Annotated in this window: 17 protein-coding genes; 9 read left to right on the top strand and 8 right to left on the bottom strand. The window is 73.3% G+C overall.

Going from position 1 to position 16,197, the window contains the following annotated elements:
• Window positions 1–2 precede the first annotated feature (2 nt).
• The 4 genes from IE287_RS06145 to IE287_RS06130 form a co-directional block, all read right to left on the bottom strand.
• Window positions 3–422, bottom strand: a complete 420-nt coding sequence (locus tag IE287_RS06145) for a DUF6304 family protein (protein ID WP_189847874.1) — start codon at window positions 420–422, stop codon at window positions 3–5.
• 175 nt (window positions 423–597) lie between these two features.
• Window positions 598–1,185, bottom strand: coding sequence for a dihydrofolate reductase family protein (locus tag IE287_RS06140; RefSeq protein ID WP_189847873.1), 588 nt, complete (start codon window positions 1,183–1,185; stop codon window positions 598–600).
• Between the two features lie 113 nt (window positions 1,186–1,298).
• Window positions 1,299–2,348: a family 2 encapsulin nanocompartment cargo protein polyprenyl transferase gene (locus IE287_RS06135; RefSeq protein WP_189847872.1), complete on the bottom strand. Its 1,050-nt coding sequence runs from the start codon at window positions 2,346–2,348 to the stop codon at window positions 1,299–1,301.
• A 124-nt stretch (window positions 2,349–2,472) separates the two neighbouring features.
• Window positions 2,473–3,888, bottom strand: coding sequence for a family 2B encapsulin nanocompartment shell protein (locus IE287_RS06130; RefSeq protein ID WP_189847871.1), 1,416 nt, complete (start codon window positions 3,886–3,888; stop codon window positions 2,473–2,475).
• 251 nt (window positions 3,889–4,139) lie between these two features.
• Between IE287_RS06130 and IE287_RS06125 the strand changes: the two genes are divergently transcribed.
• Both IE287_RS06125 and IE287_RS06120 read left to right on the top strand, forming a co-directional pair.
• Window positions 4,140–4,730 carry an N-acetylmuramoyl-L-alanine amidase gene (locus IE287_RS06125; protein ID WP_189847870.1) on the top strand — a complete coding sequence of 197 codons (591 nt, stop codon included), beginning with the start codon at window positions 4,140–4,142 and terminating at the stop codon, window positions 4,728–4,730.
• Window positions 4,731–4,892: 162 nt separating this feature from the next.
• Window positions 4,893–5,801: a 1-aminocyclopropane-1-carboxylate deaminase/D-cysteine desulfhydrase gene (locus IE287_RS06120; RefSeq protein ID WP_189847869.1), complete on the top strand. Its 909-nt coding sequence runs from the start codon at window positions 4,893–4,895 to the stop codon at window positions 5,799–5,801.
• On the opposite strand, the gene IE287_RS06115 is transcribed toward IE287_RS06120, so the two are convergent.
• A complete protein-coding gene (locus IE287_RS06115) occupies window positions 5,780–7,375 on the bottom strand; it encodes a Na+/H+ antiporter (protein WP_189847868.1) in 1,596 nt (531 codons plus the stop codon). The two genes, IE287_RS06120 and IE287_RS06115, sit on opposite strands and share 22 nt — an antisense overlap.
• Window positions 7,376–7,541: 166 nt before the next feature.
• Here IE287_RS06115 and IE287_RS06110 point away from each other — a divergent pair, with 166 nt between their 5' ends.
• From IE287_RS06110 to IE287_RS06100, 3 genes are all read left to right on the top strand, one after another.
• Window positions 7,542–7,802: a UBP-type zinc finger domain-containing protein gene (locus IE287_RS06110; RefSeq protein WP_189847867.1), complete on the top strand. Its 261-nt coding sequence runs from the start codon at window positions 7,542–7,544 to the stop codon at window positions 7,800–7,802.
• A gap of 283 nt (window positions 7,803–8,085) precedes the next feature.
• Entirely contained in the window at window positions 8,086–8,499 is a 414-nt protein-coding gene (locus IE287_RS06105; protein WP_030492700.1) for an ATP-binding protein, read from the top strand.
• An 80-nt stretch (window positions 8,500–8,579) separates the two neighbouring features.
• The gene (locus IE287_RS06100; RefSeq protein WP_373307814.1) at window positions 8,580–9,536 is read left to right on the top strand and encodes an RNA polymerase sigma factor SigF; all 957 of its coding nucleotides are present in this window, start codon (window positions 8,580–8,582) and stop codon (window positions 9,534–9,536) included.
• Between the two features lie 3 nt (window positions 9,537–9,539).
• Here the strand turns inward: IE287_RS06100 and IE287_RS06095 are convergent, their stop codons facing one another.
• Window positions 9,540–9,953: a hypothetical protein gene (locus IE287_RS06095; RefSeq protein ID WP_189847866.1), complete on the bottom strand. Its 414-nt coding sequence runs from the start codon at window positions 9,951–9,953 to the stop codon at window positions 9,540–9,542.
• Window positions 9,954–10,130: 177 nt separating this feature from the next.
• On the opposite strand from IE287_RS06095, the gene IE287_RS06090 reads away from it, so the two are divergent.
• Window positions 10,131–11,099: a diacylglycerol/lipid kinase family protein gene (locus tag IE287_RS06090; RefSeq protein WP_189847865.1), complete on the top strand. Its 969-nt coding sequence runs from the start codon at window positions 10,131–10,133 to the stop codon at window positions 11,097–11,099.
• 318 nt (window positions 11,100–11,417) lie between these two features.
• Complete coding sequence (locus IE287_RS06085) at window positions 11,418–11,675, top strand: WhiB family transcriptional regulator (protein ID WP_003953983.1); 258 nt, start codon at window positions 11,418–11,420, stop codon at window positions 11,673–11,675.
• A 170-nt stretch (window positions 11,676–11,845) separates the two neighbouring features.
• Here IE287_RS06085 and IE287_RS06080 read toward each other — a convergent pair whose 3' ends face one another.
• Together IE287_RS06080 and IE287_RS06075 are read right to left on the bottom strand one after the other, a co-directional pair.
• Entirely contained in the window at window positions 11,846–13,312 is a 1,467-nt protein-coding gene (locus IE287_RS06080) for a sensor histidine kinase (RefSeq protein WP_189848223.1), read from the bottom strand.
• Between the two features lie 412 nt (window positions 13,313–13,724).
• Entirely contained in the window at window positions 13,725–14,321 is a 597-nt protein-coding gene (locus IE287_RS06075; RefSeq protein ID WP_189847864.1) for a TetR/AcrR family transcriptional regulator, read from the bottom strand.
• An 81-nt stretch (window positions 14,322–14,402) separates the two neighbouring features.
• Here IE287_RS06075 and IE287_RS06070 point away from each other — a divergent pair, with 81 nt between their 5' ends.
• Together IE287_RS06070 and nagB are read left to right on the top strand one after the other, a co-directional pair.
• A complete protein-coding gene (locus tag IE287_RS06070) occupies window positions 14,403–15,152 on the top strand; it encodes an SDR family oxidoreductase (protein WP_189847863.1) in 750 nt (249 codons plus the stop codon).
• A gap of 188 nt (window positions 15,153–15,340) precedes the next feature.
• On the top strand, window positions 15,341–16,126 hold the full coding sequence (gene nagB / locus IE287_RS06065) for a glucosamine-6-phosphate deaminase (protein ID WP_189847862.1): 786 nt from the start codon (window positions 15,341–15,343) through the stop codon (window positions 16,124–16,126).
• Window positions 16,127–16,197 lie beyond the last annotated feature (71 nt).

Here is a 16,197-nt window from a genome sequence, read left to right as displayed (position 1 = left end):
CGTCACACTCCGGACAGGACCCTCCGTCCGAAGTCGGCGCCTTCGGGGAGCTGGCCGCGCAGCCGGGCCAGCGCCCCCTCGAAGTCGCCGCCGGCGACGACCGCCTCGAAGGCGGTGCCGCCGTAGTGCAGGGTCAGGCTGAGGTCGGCGCGCTCCCCGAGGGTGAGCAGGCAGCCCAGCGTGGCCTGTTGGGAGATGCCCCCGATGACGACGGGGAGCGGCAGATCCCACTCGAGGACGCACCCGGTGAGGGGCTCCCCGCCCTCGCCGGCGGCGGTCAGCGCGGCGAAGCTCGCGCCCGTGTACTCGATTCCCCTGACGCGGGCGGTGACGTGCCCGCGGTCGGCCGTGATGACGATCGCTTCCGCACCACGGCGGTCCCGGTACCAACCGGTCCAGACTTCTGTCGACTCCGATGACATGCGGCGGACTGTAGCGGTATGACCGGCTCCGGCGCTCGGCCGGTCACCCCGTGGCCGGACTTCTCCCGTTCTCGCCGCTCTTGCCGGTGACCTGCGGGGTAGTGGCTTCCGTACCACCGGCTTCCGGGCCGCCGGCCTCTCGTCGGCGGCGCCCGGTGCGCGACGGGGCCGCCCGCTACCGCTTCCTGGTGTAGGTGCGGACCAGCACGCCGTTGTCGAAGGCGCGGACGGCGCCCAGGTCGAAGTCCCGGGGCGCGAAGCCGGCGCCGAACATCGGCATGCCGGAGCCGTACACCTGCGGGTAGGTCTTGACGATCAGCTCGTCGATCTCCTCGATGAGCTCGCCGGCGACGGTGGAGCCGCCGCAGAGCCAGATGTCGAGCCCGCCCTCCTCGGCCTTGAGCTCCCGGATCCGGCCGACGAGGTCGTCGGCGATCAGCTCGACGTGCGGGTCGGGCGACTCGGTGAGCGAGCGGGTGGCGACGTACTCGCGGAGGTGGGCGTAGGGGCTGGTGACGCCGACGTCGAGGCCGACCCGGTACGAGCCGAGGCCCTGGACCACGGTGTCGAAGCGGCGGTTGGGGGCGTCGGGGTCGACGCCGACGTGGGGCCGGGCGGGGGCCGCGATCGTCTCGGGGTACTCGGCCTTGAGGTGGTCGAGGAACTCGCCCGTGACGTAGGCGTACGTGGAGGTGGCGTCGCCCTCGGGATCGCCGATGAAGCCGTCGATGGTGCAGGCGACGAAGTAGGTGAGCTTGCGCAAACCGGGTCCTGTTCCGTTGGGGGCGCGGTCGCGAGCGCGACCACGACAGACATAGTGCTTCATCTGTAGTGGTCGCGCAACCCCGAACTCCGGGCCGGTACGTCCGGCCGCCGTCAGCGCGTCCTGCGGGTCACGAACTCCGCGAGCGCCAGCAGGTCCCCGGCCGCCGAGAGGTCCGGCACCGCCCGTGCCAGGTGCTCGACGGCCCGGCCCATCCGGTCGGCCGCCTGGGCCTGCGCCCAGTCCCGGCCGCCGGCCCGCTCCACGGCGTCGGCCGCGGCCCGCACCGCCCGCGCGTCCAGTTCGGTACGGGAGTAGAGCGCGGCCAGCTCCTCACCGGCGGCGGTGCCGGAGGTGAGCGCCGCGACGACGGGCAGCGACTTCTTCCGGGCGGCCAGGTCGGCGCCGGCCGGCTTCCCGGTGCGCTCCGGGTCGCCCCAGATGCCGATGAGGTCGTCGATCAGCTGGAAGGCGAGCCCGGCCTCGCGGCCGAAGGAGTCGAGCGCCGCGACCTCCTCCTCCCCCGCGCCCGCGTAGAGCGCGCCGAGGGCGCAGGAACAGCCCAGCAGGGCCCCGGTCTTCGCGGTGGCCATGGCGAGGCACTCGTCGAGGGAGACCTCGCGGGGGCCCCGCGACTCGAAGGCGCAGTCGGCCTGCTGTCCGGCGCAGAGCTCGATGACGCAGGCGGCGAGGCGGGCGGTGGCCGCGGCGGAGGCGGGGTGCGGGTCCTCGGCGAGCAGCCGCAGGGCCAGCGCGTTCATCGCGTCGCCGGCCATCAGGGCGTCCGGGATGCCGAAGACGGTCCAGGCGGTGGGGCGGTGACGGCGGGTCGGGTCCTCGTCGACGATGTCGTCGTGGAGCAGGGTGAAGTTGTGGGCCAGCTCGACGGCGGCGGCGGCCTTCACGGCCCGGGCCTCCTCGGCGCCCAGCGCGCGGGCGGCGGCGAGGACCAGGGCGGGGCGGATGGCCTTGCCGGCCTGGCCGGAGGCGGGCGTGCCGTCGGCCTCCTCCCAGCCGAAGTGGTACATGGCCACGCGGCGTATCGAGCCCGGCAGGGTCTCGACGGTGGAGCGGATCTGGGGGTCCACGGCGGTCCTCGTCCGGTCGAGGAGCGCCACGGCGCCCGGCCCGTCGGTGACGGGATCCGCGCTCGTGAGCGTCACGTTCTCGGTCGTCCTTCTCGACGGCCCGGCCCGCGCGCCGGGGGCGCGCGGACGGGCGGTGGGGTGATGGCTTCGGGAGCGGCGGGCCGGCCGGGCGGGGGTGGGGCCCCGGCCCGGCCGGGGCTCAGCGCCGGCGGCCGATCTCGACGTTCTCCAGGACGCCGAGCGCGTCGGGCACGAGGACCGCCGCGGAGTAGTACGTCGTGACGAGGTAGGAGGTGATCGCCTGCTCGTCGATGCCCATGAAGCGGACGGAGAGGCCGGGCTCCACCTCGTCCGGCAGGCCGGTCTGGTGCAGGCCGATGACGCCCTGGTCGGACTCGCCGGTCCGCATGCAGATGATCGAGCTGGTGCCGGCCGCGGTCACCGGGATCTTGTCGCAGGGGAAGATCGGGACCCCGCGCCAGGTCGGGATCCGGGTGCCGGCCACGTCGACCGTCTCCGGGACGAGGCCCCGCCGGTTGAGCTCGCGGCCGAGGGCGGCGATGGCCTTCGGGTGGGCGAGGAAGAGCTTCGAGTCGCGGCGGCGGGAGAGCAGCTCGTCGAGGTCGTCGGGGCCGGGGACGCCGTCGTGCGGCTGGATCCGCTGCCCGTAGTCGCAGTTGGCGAGGAGGCCGAACTCCTTGTTATTGACGAGCTCGTGCTCCTGGCGCTCGCGCAGCGCCTCCACCGTGAGCCGCAGCTGGTGCTCGGTCTGGTTCATCGGGTGGTTGTAGAGGTCCGCCACGCGCGTGTGGACCTTGAGCACGGTCTGGGCGAGGCTCAGCTCGTACTCGCGCGGGGCGGGCTCGTAGTCCACGAAGGCGTGCGGGACGACGGCCTCGCCGACGTGGCCGGCGGAGAGGTCGATGGCGGCCTCGCCGTAGCTGTTGGTGGACCGCTCCGGGCGTCCGGCGACCCCGGCGAGGTGGGAGGCGAGGGAGCCGGCGCGGGCGGCGAGCGCGAGCACGTCGGCGCGGGTCAGCTCCAGGACCGTGCAGGCGGTCGCGGCGCGGGCGGTCCACGCCCAGGTGGCGCCCTCGGAGAGGAGGGAGTCCTCGCCGAAGTAGGAGCCGTCGGCGAGGACGCCGAGCACCGCCTCGTCGCCGTACGGCCCCTCGCCGACCTGCTCGACGCGGCCGTGGGCGAGGAGGTGGACGCGGTCGGCGGGGGCTCCGGCGACGGCGATGATCTCGCCGGCGGCGACGTCGCGCTGGGTGCAGCGGGAGGCGAGCTCGGCGAGCGCGTCCTCGTCCCCGTATCCGCGCAGGGCCGGCAGCTCGCCCAGCTCCGCGGGGATCACGGCGACCCGCTCGCCGGTCTGGACGAAGGTGACGCGGCCGTCCCCGACGGAGTGGCTCAGCCGCCGGTTGACCCGGTAGGCACCGCCCTTCGTCTCGACCCAGGGCAGCGACCGCAGCAGCCAGCGGGAGGAGATCTCCTGCATCTGCGGGGCCGACTTGGTGGTCGAGGCGAGGTTCCGCGCGGCAGCGGTGCCGAGACTCTGCTGCGGGGCCTGCCGCTCCGCGAGGACCTCGTCGCCAACCGAACCAACGGACATGGAACTCCCTCTCGTACGTCTGGCTTTCGACCGGAAGCCTTTCAGCACGGAGCGTGGCGGCGCCATTACACAATCGGGTGGGACTGTTCGGCGCTCTCCGGGGCATGTCGTGCGATTTCCCGCCGGACGGCGGAGCGCGGAGCCCCGCCGGACTGTCCGGATCGGCTCGCACACCGGCCGAACGGATGGCAGCGGAGGGCCGGACTCCGGTACTCCGGAAGCTCGGTCCGTTCCGTTGGAAGGAGCACGCCATGGCGGTTCCGCTGTCCGCGAGCAGGATCCTCGGCGCACTGCGCGGCGAGGGGCTGTCGGTCGTCGAGGTCGGCGACTGGTCCACCCACAACAGGAACCACAAGGGCCCCTGGGGGCCCGTGCACGGGGTGATGATCCACCACACCGTCACCCGGGGCACCGCGCACACCGTCCGCGTCTGCCGCGACGGCTACGCGGGACTGCCGGGCCCGCTCTGCCACGGCGTGATCGCCAAGGACGGCACCGTCCACCTGGTCGGCCACGGGCGGGCCAACCACGCCGGGCTCGGCGACGACGAGGTGCTGCGGGCGGTGATCGCCGAACGGCGCCTGCCGCCGGACGACGAGGCCACCACCGACGGCAACCGGCACTTCTACGGCTTCGAGTGCGAGAACCTCGGCGACGGCGAGGACCCCTGGCCCAAGGTGCAGCTGGAGGCGATCGCGAAGGCCTCGGCGGCGCTCTGCCGGGCGCACGGCTGGACCCACCGCTCGGTGATCGGCCACCGGGAGTGGCAGCCGGGGAAGGTGGACCCGCGCGGCTTCACCATGGCGTCGATGCGGGAGCGCATCGCCGACCTGCTGCGCTGACCCCGCGCCGCCCCGCGCGCGTGCGCCCTTCCCCGCGCACGCGCGTACGGCGGACCGCCTCCGGGGCGGGCACCCGGCCGGCCGTCGTCCCCACCCGCCCGCGCCCGCGCGCGGACCCCCACCGGCGCCCGCCCGCCGCCCGCCGCCCGCGAGAATGGGCGCGTGGACACGTACGAGCTCGCCGGCCTGCGGCCCCGGCTCCCCTCGCCCCTGGAGCCGGCGGCGGACGAGCGCTTCGCCCGGCGCGGGCTGACGCTGCTGCTGAAGCGGGACGACCTCATCCACCCCGACCTGCCGGGCAACAAGTGGCGCAAGCTCGTCCTCAACCTGCGGGCGGCGGGCGGACGGCCGGTGCTGACCTTCGGCGGCGCCTACTCCAACCACCTGCGGGCCACCGCGGCCGCCGGCCGGCTGCTGGGCTTCCCCACGATCGGGATCGTGCGCGGCGACGAGCTGGCCGGACGGCCGCTGAACCCCTCGCTGGCGCGGTGCGCGGCGGACGGGATGCGGCTGGAGTTCGTCGACCGCTCCACGTACCGGGCGAAGCACGAGCCCGTGGTGCTCGCGGCGCTCCTCGGCCGGGCGCCGGAGGGCACCTACGTGGTGCCCGAGGGCGGCAGCAACGCGCTCGCCGTGGAGGGGTGCGCGGAACTCGGGCGGGAGCTGTCCGGGCGCGCCGACGTGGCCGCGGTGGCCTGCGGCACGGGCGGCACCCTGGCGGGCCTCGCGGCCGGCTTCGGGGGCCGGACGCTGGGGGTTCCGGTACTGAGGGGCGGTTTCCTGGGCGCCGAGGCGCGGGCGCTCCAGGAGGCGGCCTTCGGCGGCCCCCGCGGCGACTGGTGGCTCGACGAGCGCTTCCACGGCGGCGGCTACGGCCGGACGACGCCGGCGCTCGACGCGTTCGCACAGGACTTCGAGGCGCGGCATGGACTCGCCATCGAGCGGCTGTATGTGGCCAAAATGCTCTTCGCACTGGTGTCCCTCGCCGAGGAGGGCGCCTTCCCGCCGGGGAGCCGGATCGCCGCGGTGATCACCGGCTCCGGCGAGAGTCAGGCCGTCTCCTCGCGGTAGGCGGCGGCCTCCTCCAAGTCGAGGCGGCGCAGCAGGCTGCGCATCATCTCGTCGTCGATCCGGCGCTCGTCGCGCAGCCGGACGAAGACCTCGCGCTCGGCCTCGATCATCGCGCGCGAGAGGCGCCGGTAGGTGTCGTCGGCGGTCTCGCCGGTGAGGTCGTTGACCGCGCCGAGCCGCTCCCAGACGCTGTTGCGGCGGCGCTCCAGGACCGTGCGGAGGCGGTCGGCGAGGGGGCCGGGCAGGGCGTTGCGCTCGTCGGCGAGGAGCTCGTCCAGGAGGGCCTCGGCGGCCCGGGACGCCTCGCTCTGGGCCTGCGCCTCGGCGAGGGTCTCCTGGTAGCGGTCGCGGCCGGGGAGCTTCAGGGCCCGGATCAGCGGGGGCAGCGTGAGCCCCTGGACGACGAGGGTGCCGATGACGGTGGTGAAGGTGAGGAAGAGGACCAGGTTGCGGGCGGGGAACTCGACGCCGTCGGTGACGACCGGGATGGAGAAGGCGATGGCGAGGGAGACCACGCCGCGCATGCCGGCCCAGCCGACGACCAGGGGCGCCTTCCAGTCGACGCCCGGTTCGCGCTCCCGGACGCGGGCGGAGAGCCGGCGGGGCAGGAAGGTGGCCGGGAAGACCCAGACGAAGCGGACCACGACGACGAAGACGAAGACCCCGAAGGCGTACCAGAGCGCCTCCCCGATCCCGTACTGGCCGAGGCCCTGGACGACGTAGGGCAGCTGGAGGCCGATCAGGGCGAAGACGGCGGACTCCAGGACGAAGGCGACCATCTTCCACACGGCCTCCTCCTGGAGGCGGGTGGCGAAGTCGACCTTCCACGCCTTGTGGCCGAGGAAGAGGCCGACCACGACGACCGCCAGCACCCCGGAGGCGTGGACCTCCTCGGCCGCCGCGTAGGCGACGAAGGGGATGAGGAGGGAGAGGGTGTTCTGGAGCAGGGGCTCGGTGAGCCGGGTCCGCATCCAGTGGATGGGCACCATGAGGACCAGGCCGACGCCGATGCCGCCGACCGCGGCGAGGGCGAACTCGCCGAGGCCGCCCGCCCAGCTGATGCCCTCGCCGACCGCGGCGGCGAGGGCGACCTTGTAGGCGGTGATCGCGGTGGCGTCGTTCACCAGCGACTCGCCCTGGAGGATCGTGGTGATCCGGTGCGGCAGGCCGAGGCGGCGGGCGATGGCGGTGGCGGCCACCGCGTCCGGCGGGGCGATCACCGCGCCGAGGACGAGGGCGGCGGTGAGCGGCAGGTCGGGGACGAGGACGTACGCGAGCCAGCCGACGGCCACGGTGGCGAAGAGGACGTACCCGACGGAGAGCAGCGCGACCGGCCGGATGTTGGCCCGCAGGTCCAGGTAGGAGGACTCGACGGCGGCCGTGTAGAGCAGCGGCGGCAGGATCAGCGGCAGCACGACGTGCGGGTCGAGGGTGTAGTCGGGGACGCCGGGGGCGTACGAGGCGGCCAGGCCGACCGCGACGAGGAGGAGCGGGGCCGGTACGGGGGTGCGGCGGGCGAGCCCCGCCACCGCCGCGCTCGCCGCCACCAGTGCCACCAGCCGCAGTGCGTCCATGCCGCCCCTCCACCGTTTCGTCTCGCCGTTCCGTCCCTCGGTGAGCGAGGGATCGTTCCGGATCGTGCCGGATCGTTCCGGCCGGGAACGCCCGGTCGCGGCCCCCCGCCGGAAGGCCCGTCGCGAGCCCTCCGGTCCGGGGCGTCCGCCACGTACCCTGGCCATCATGATCGAGTGCCCGCACGTAGCAGAAATGCCGCGCCCCGAGCCTGTCCCGCTCCACGAGACCTGTCCCGAGTGCCTGGCCGACGGGACCAGCCCGGTGCAGCTGCGGCTCTGCCTGACCTGCGGCCACGTCGGCTGCTGCGACTCCTCGCAGGGACGGCACGCGACGGGCCACTTCGGGGCGACCGGGCACCCGGTGATGCGGACCTTCGAGCCGGGCGAGGCCTGGCGCTGGTGCTTCGTGGACGAGGCGCTGGTCTGAGCCGGGGCGGTCCGCGGGGCCCGGGGCGGTTCGACGGCCGGACCGCTGGGTACGTCACCCCTCCGCCGTCCGCCGCTTTTTCCCCCGCACACCCCTGGCCACGGTCCGCGCCCATGGGCCTACCATGAGTGACGGACCGGACTCGGGGGCCCGGGGGCTTGCGGCGACACGGCAGGATGGATCGCGATAGCGTCACGGCGGACCGCGCAGCCCCTGCGTGACCGCCCGGTCCGGGGGCCTTCCCCCGGGCCCCGAATGAGCTTGTGCCACCTTGGAGGTGAGGGTGTCCCAGATCGCAGGCGAGCCCGGGACCCAGGACTTCGTGGAAGTCCGGCTGCCCGCTGCGGGTGCCTATCTGTCCGTGCTGCGTACGGCCACGGCCGGTCTCGCGGCGCGCTTGGACTTCACCCTCGACGAGATCGAGGACTTGCGGATCGCGGTCGACGAGGCCTGCGCGATCCTGCTCCAGCAGGCGGTGCCCGGCTCGGTCCTGAGCTGCGTCTTCCGGCTGGTGGACGATTCCCTCGACGTGACCGTGTCCGCGCCGACCACGGACGGCCGGGCCCCCGAGCGGGACACCTTCGCCTGGACGGTGCTGTCGGCGCTGGCCGGGAAGGTGGAGTCCTCGGTCGCGGAGGACAACACGGTCTCGATCAGCCTGTACAAACAGCGCGGCGCGGGGCCAGGCCCGGCGTGAGGAGCGGGGACGCGACGGCCGGCATCCCTGGGCAGCAGGCACGGCCGCATGAGGTCGCTACGGAGCAGCAGGCGGACCAGATGAGCGAGCACGAGCAGCAGCACGACGAGGCTCCCCCGGCACCGGCCGACGGGACCGCGGCCGACGCCGAGGTCCTGGCCGAGGCCGTCGAGGTGCTGGCCGAAGCCGGCGGGGTCCTGGCCGAGGCCGGCGAGGGCGTGACGCACGACGGCGGTGCGGCGGACGGCGCGGGGGGCGACGGCGGGGCGCGCGGCCACCATCCGCAGGACCGCAGCGGCGCCCGCGCGCTCTTCGTGGAGCTGCGGTCGCTGCCGGAGGGCTCCCCCGAGAAGGCGGAGCTGCGCAACCGGCTGGTCCGGATGCACCTGCCGCTGGTGGAGCACCTGGCGCGGCGCTTCCGCAACCGCGGCGAGCCGCTGGACGACCTGACGCAGGTGGCGACGATCGGCCTGATCAAGTCGGTCGACCGCTTCGACCCCGAGCGGGGCGTGGAGTTCTCCACGTACGCGACGCCGACGGTGGTCGGCGAGATCAAGCGGCACTTCCGCGACAAGGGCTGGGCGGTCCGGGTGCCGCGCCGGCTCCAGGAGCTGCGCCTGTCGCTGACGACGGCGACGGCGGAGCTGTCCCAGCAGCACGGCCGGTCGCCGACCGTGCACGAGCTGGCGGAGCGCCTCGGGATCTCCGAGGAGGAGGTCCTGGAGGGGCTGGAGTCGGCGAACGCCTACTCGACGCTCTCGCTGGACGTGCCGGACACCGACGACGAGTCGCCGGCCGTCGCGGACACGCTGGGCGCCGAGGACGAGGCCCTGGAGGGGGTCGAGTACCGGGAGTCGCTCAAGCCGCTCCTGGAGGACCTGCCGCCGCGGGAGAAGCGGATCCTGCTGCTGCGGTTCTTCGGGAACATGACCCAGTCGCAGATCGCGCAGGAGGTCGGCATCTCCCAGATGCACGTCTCCCGGCTGCTCGCCAGGACCCTGGCGCAGCTCCGGGAGAAGCTCCTCGTGGAGGAGTGAGGGTCAGCTCTCCTGGCCGGGGCGCCGGATGCCGAGCGCCTCGGTCGTGGCCGGGTTCACCAGGAGCACGAGCCCGGTCACGGCGAGGACGGCGAGGACGATCCCGAAGGGGATCACCCCGTCCGTCCGGAGCATCTGCCAGGCGACCGGCAGGGCGAGGATCTGGGTGATCACGGCCGGGCCGCGGCTCCAGGAGCGCATCCGCCACAGCCCGCGGGCGGCGGCGAGCGGGATCAGCCCGAGGGCGATCAGGGTCGCCCCGCCGGTCACCCCGCCGACCAGGTCCCCGCCGTCGTCGAGGAGGGTCCGCACCAGCAGGTAGGCGCCGCCGGCGAGGAGCCCGAGCGCCTCGACGAGGGCCACGCCCGCGGCGGCGGCCAGGCGGGTGGGGCGGGGGGTCTGCTCCGTACTGCTCATGGAGGGCAGCGTAACGGGGCGCCCCGGGGAGCCGGGGCGGGGACCCGGTGCCGCGCGCCGGGGCCCGGGCGCTCCTCGGCGCGGCCCCGGGCCGGACCGGCGCGGGGGCCCGCGGGGCGGTGTCCGCGGAACGGGCGGGACTGGGATCGGTACCGCCGGGTAGGTACGCTGGCGGTCATGCGCGCACTTCTCGTGGTCAACCCGGCAGCCACCACCACCAGTGCCCGCACCCGTGACGTGCTGATCCACGCGCTGGCGAGCGAGATGAAGCTGGAGGCCGTCAGCACCGAGTACCGGGGGCACGCGCGGGACCTCGCCCGGAGGGCGGCCGAGTCGGGCGAGACCGACCTGGTCGTGGCCCTCGGCGGCGACGGCACGGTCAACGAGGTCGTGAACGGCCTGCTGCACGGCGGGCCCGATCCGGACCGGCTGCCGGCCCTCGCGGTGGTGCCGGGCGGCTCGACCAACGTCTTCGCCCGCGCGCTGGGGCTGCCGAACGACGCCGTGGAGGCGACCGGGGCCCTGCTGGACGCGCTGCGGGAGCAGAGCGGCCGGACGGTGAGCCTCGGGCTCGCGTCGGGGACGCCGGGCACCGCGGACGAGGAGGTGCCGGCCCGCTGGTTCACCTTCTGCGCCGGGCTCGGCTTCGACGCCAGCGTGATCGGCCGGGTCGAACAGCAGCGCGAGCGCGGGAAGCGGTCCACGCACGCGCTCTATCTGCGCCAGGTGTTCCGCCAGTTCCTGGAGGAGCCGAACCGCCGGCACGGGACGATCACCCTGGAGCGGCCCGGCGCGGAGCCGGTCGAGGACCTGGTCCTCTCCATAATCTGCAACACCTCCCCCTGGACCTACCTGGGCAATCGTCCGGTGTACGCGTCCCCGGAGGCGTCCTTCGAGACCGCGCTCGACGTGCTCGGACTGAGCCGGCTCTCCACTCCGGCGGTGGCCCGGTACGCCACTCAGCTGCTCACTTCCAGCCCCGAACGGGGCCCTCGCGGCAAGCACGCCGTGACCCTGCACGACCTCACCGACTTCACCTTGCATTCGAAGGTGCCCCTCCCTCTCCAGATGGACGGAGACCACCTGGGACTGCGTACGAGCGTGACGTTCACAGGCGTACGCCATGCACTGCGTGTGATTGTGTGAGTGGAAGGGCCGAAAGTCCTTGCACTCGAACGTTTAGGCGCGCATCCACCCCTTAGAAGTACGGCTGTGACCTAGCCGACACCGAGGAATCAAAAAAAACTTTCCGGAAGGGGTTGTATCCGCTGCCGAGGTTTGCGAGTCTCTTCTTGGCGATCGGGACGGCCCGCAAGACCGGCCTCCACTGAGAGCCAGAACCCCTCCTCAAACCCAGGACCACACCGGTTCATCCGGCAGTCGGCCCTTCACTTGTTGAGGGATTCGTGAAAGCGTTCACATTCACAAGCAACTTGCACGTAATAACCAAGAGAGGTAGCAGCCATGGACTGGCGTCACAACGCCGTTTGTCGTGAGGAAGACCCCGAGCTGTTCTTCCCCATCGGCAACACCGGTCCTGCGCTGCTGCAGATCGAGGAAGCCAAGGCCGTCTGCCGCCGCTGCCCCGTCATGGAGCAGTGCCTGCAGTGGGCGCTCGAGTCCGGCCAGGACTCCGGCGTCTGGGGTGGCCTCAGCGAGGACGAGCGTCGTGCGATGAAGCGCCGCGCCGCCCGCAACCGGGCGCGCAACGCCAGCGCCTGAGCCACCTGCACAGCCTGAGGCACGCGGCGCGTACACCGTGTACGCATTCACCGCCCCCGAGCCGCAGCGCGCAGAAGTAAGCAGTACTCCACAGCATTCGAGCCCCGGACCGATCCCTTCGGTCCGGGGCTCGCTGCTGTGCGTCACCGCCCGCGGGCGGTGACGCGAGGTCACTTCTGCGGGCGCACCGGGATGTCCAGGACCACCTTGGTGCCGCGCTCGCTGCCGGGCCGCATGTCGAAGGTGCCGCCCAACTCCCCTTCCACCAGGGTCCGTACGATCTGGAGCCCCAGGTTGCCGGCCTTCTGCGGGTCGAAGCCCTCGGGCAGGCCGCGGCCGTCGTCCCGGACGGTGATGAGGAGCCGGGCGTCCGGGCGGGGTTCGCCGCGGACCGCGCTGACCTCGACCGTGCCGTGCTCGCCGGGGGCGAAGGCGTGCTCCAGGGCGTTCTGCAGGATCTCCGTGAGGACCATGGAGAGCGGGGTGGCCACCTCCGCGTCCAGGATGCCGAAGCGGCCGTTGCGCCGGCAGGTCACCTTGCCCGGGGAGATCTCGGCGACCATCGCGATGACCCGGTCGGCGATCTCGTCGAACTCGACCCGCTCGTCCAGGTTCTGGGACAGCGTCTCGTGGACGATGGCGATCGAACCGACGCGCCGGACCGCCTCGTTGAGCGCCTCGCGGCCCCGCACGGAGTCCATCCGGCGGGACTGGAGCCGCAACAGGGCGGCCACCGTCTGGAGGTTGTTCTTCACCCGGTGGTGGATCTCCCGGATGGTGGCGTCCTTGGTGATCAACTCGCGCTCCCGGCGACGCAGTTCGGTGACGTCGCGGAGCAGGACCAGGGAGCCGATCCGGGTGCCCTTGGGCTTGAGCGGGATGGCCCGCAGCTGGATGACCCCGCCGCTGCCCTCCACCTCGAAGTTCCGGGGGGCGTAGCCGGAGGCCAGCTTGACCAGGGCCTCGTCGACGGGCCCGCGGGAGGGGGCCAGGTCGGCGGTGATCTGGCCGAGGTGCTGGCCGACCAGGTCGGCGGCGAGGCCGAGCCGGTGGTAGGCGGAGAGGGCGTTGGGCGAGGCGTACTGGACCATGCCGTCGGCGTCCAGACGGACCAGACCGTCGCCGGCCCGCGGCAGCGAGTCCATGTCGGACTGCTCGCCGGGGTAGGGGAAGGTGCCGGCCGCGATCATCTGGGCGAGGTCGGAGGCCGACTGGAGGTAGGTGAGCTCCAGCCGGGAGGGGGTGCGGACGGTCAGCAGGTTGGTGTTGCGGGCGATCACGCCGAGGACGCGGCCCTCCCGGCGGACGGGGATGGACTCGACCCGCACCGGGACCTCCTCGCGCCACTCGGGGTCGCCCTCGCGCACGATCCGTCCCTCGTCGAGGGCGGCGTCCAGGAGCGGGCGGCGGCCGCGCGGGACCAGGTGGCCGACCATGTCGTCCTGGTAGGAGGTGGGGCCCGTGTTGGGCCGCATCTGGGCGACCGAGACGTACCGGGTGCCGTCGAGGGTGGGGACCCACAGCACGAGGTCGGCGAAGGAGAGGTCGGAGAGCAGCTGCCACTCCGACACCAGCAGGTGGAGCCACTCCAGGTCGGAGTCGCTCAGGGCGGTGTGCTGGCGGACGAGGTCGTTCATGGAGGGCACGGTGCGAGCGTACCCGCGGAATTAACGGCTGGTGAACCTGGATCTCCAGGGCTGCGTGTTGGAGGATGGGCCCGGAAACACCGCGTTCAGGTGGATGGACAGACAAGAATGGTCTAGTCCACAATGAACGCATCGAACTCCACACAGCCTCCATCCTCCCCGCACAGGAGGATGGACGAGGTACCCGGCGCTCTCTGCCCTGACTGCGCCGAGACCTCCCTTCACGGCCGAGGGTCCGCACACCCCCGGCCGGGCACACCCGGGCTGCGGTGCCGGGCGGGTTGAGGGTCCCGCCGGGCGCCGCGGCCCGCGGTCGTTTCCGGGCCGTTCCGCGCCCCCCTCCGGGGACCGGCCCGCACTCCCCCTGCGGGGCCCTTCCCCCGGGCGGGCACGGGTCCCGCGATCAGGCCGGCGGCCAGGCGAGCATCGCCGCCTCCGCCACCGCCGCCAGCTCCTCGGCCGTCGCCCCGTCGCGGGCCTGCTGGGACATGCCCTGGAGCACGGCTCCGCCGAGACGGGCCAGCACGCGGGGGTCGGTGGCGGCGGGCAGCTCGCCGGACTCCACGTCCCGGCGGATCCGGTCCTCGATGGAGGCCAGGTTGGCGTTCCGCCGGGCGCGCAGGGCCTCCTCCACCTCGGGGGTGGAGCAGTTGACCGCCGCCGAGATCACCAGGCAGCCGCGGGGGTGCCCGGGCTCCGTGTAGTGGAGGGCGGCCTCGCGGAGCATCCGCGCGACGCCGGCGCGGGCCGTCGGCTCCTCCAGGAAGGCGCGGACGCCGAAGGCGCCGTGCGAGAGCACGTACTCCGCCACGACCTCCTCGAAGAGCGTCCGCTTGTCGCCGAAGGCCGCGTAGAGGCTCGGGGCGCTGATGCCCATGACCCGCGTCAGATCGGAGACGGAGGTGGTCTCGTAGCCCCGCTCCCAGAAGGCCATCGTCGCCTGCTCCAGGGCCGTGGGCCGGTCGAAGGAGCGGGGGCGGCCGCGCTGTTTCGTCGCCATGGGGTGAATTCTATAGCGCGCGTTACGGATCGTGGGGTACGGTCTTTCTGTAACGACCACTAGGGAATGGGGGGCGTCACCATGGGCGTGCTCACGGGGAAGACGGCACTGGTGACGGGCGCGAGCCGGGGCATCGGACGGGGGATCGCCGAGCGGCTGGGCCGGGACGGCGCGCGGGTCGCGGTGCACTACGGGACGAACGGGGCGGCGGCGGAGGAGACCGTCGCGGCGATCGAGGCCGCGGGCGGTGAGGCGTTCGCGATCGGACAGGAGCTGGGGGTGCCGGGGGACGCGGCGGCGCTGTGGGCGGCCTTCGACGCACGGGCGGACGGGCTGGACATCCTGGTGAACAACGCGGGGATCGGCGCGTCGAGCCCCTTCACGGGGATCGGCGAGGAGGAGTTCGAGCGGATCTTCGCGGTGAACACGAAGGCGCCGTTCTTCCTCGCGCGACTGGGGGCGGAGCGACTGCGGGACGGGGGCCGGATCGTCAACGTGTCGACGGGGCTGAGCCGGACGGCGCTGATGCCGGACCTGATCGCCTACTCGATGTCGAAGGCCGCCCTGGACGTCTTCAGCCGCGACCTGTCGAAGCTGCTGGGTCCGCGCGGGATCACGGTCAACTCGGTGGCGCCCGGGATCGTGGCCACGGACAACACGGCCTGGCTGGAGGGCGACGAGCAGGCCCGCGCGCGGGCCGCGGGGTACTCGGCCCTGGGCGGGATCGGGGGCACGGCCGACATAGCCGACGTGGTGGCCTTCCTCGTCTCGGACGACGCGCGCTGGGTGACGGGGGCCTGGATCGACGCCACGGGGGGCTCGCTGACCTGAGCGGAGGGGGCCGGGCCGAGTGGCCGGTGGTACGGGGGCGGCCGACCATGGAGAGGGACCGGCGGGCGCGGGCCGTCCGGGGTGCGGAACGGCATGAGGAGACGGGCCTCATTCTGCTAGATTTGGACTTTGATTGGTCTATACCACATGGCCCCTCCCCAGCCCCTCACCAGATCGGCAGGCACAGCGTGGAAGTTGTCATCGTCAAGGACGCCAAGGCGGGCGGAGAGCTCATCGCGGACGGCATCGCCGGCCTCCTGCGCCGCAAGCCCGACGCGCTGCTCGGCGTGGCCACGGGCTCGACCCCGATCCCGATCTACGACGCCCTGATCGACCGGGTGCGGGCCGGCTCCGTGGACGCCTCCCGGGCGCGCATCGCCCAGCTGGACGAGTACGTGGGCCTTCCCGCCGGGCACCCGGAGTCGTACCGCTCGACCGTCCTGCGCCAGGTCGTGGAGCCGCTCGGGCTCCCCGCGGACCACTTCATGGGCCCCGACGGCTCCGCCGAGGACGTCCAGGCGGCCTGCGAGGCGTACGACAAGGCGCTGGTCGACGCCGGCGGCGTGGACCTCCAGATCCTCGGCATCGGCACCGACGGGCACATCGGCTTCAACGAGCCGTGCTCCTCGCTCGCCTCCCGCACCCGGATCAAGACGCTCACCGAGCAGACCCGGGTGGACAACGCGCGCTTCTTCGACAACGACATCGACCAGGTCCCGCACCACGTGATCACCCAGGGCATCGGCACCATCCTGGAGGCCCGCCACCTGGTGCTGCTCGCCACCGGCGAGGGCAAGGCCGAGGCCGTCGCGCAGACCGTCGAGGGCCCCGTCGCCGCGCTCGTGCCGGCCTCCGCGCTCCAGCTCCACCCGCACGCCACCGTGGTCGTGGACGAGGCCGCCGCCTCCAAGCTGAAGCTCGCCGACTACTTCCGCCAGACCTACGCGAGCAAGCCCTCCTGGCAGGGCATCTGATCCCCCTCGGGGACGCGCGGAAGGGGCCCGGCACCTGATCCCAGGTGCCGGGCCCCTTCGCGTACCGCCCG

Origin of the sequence: Streptomyces omiyaensis, assembly GCF_014650895.1 — a bacterium.
Lineage (GTDB): Bacteria > Actinomycetota > Actinomycetes > Streptomycetales > Streptomycetaceae > Streptomyces > Streptomyces omiyaensis.
This window is presented reverse-complemented; position numbering and strand designations above follow the sequence as displayed.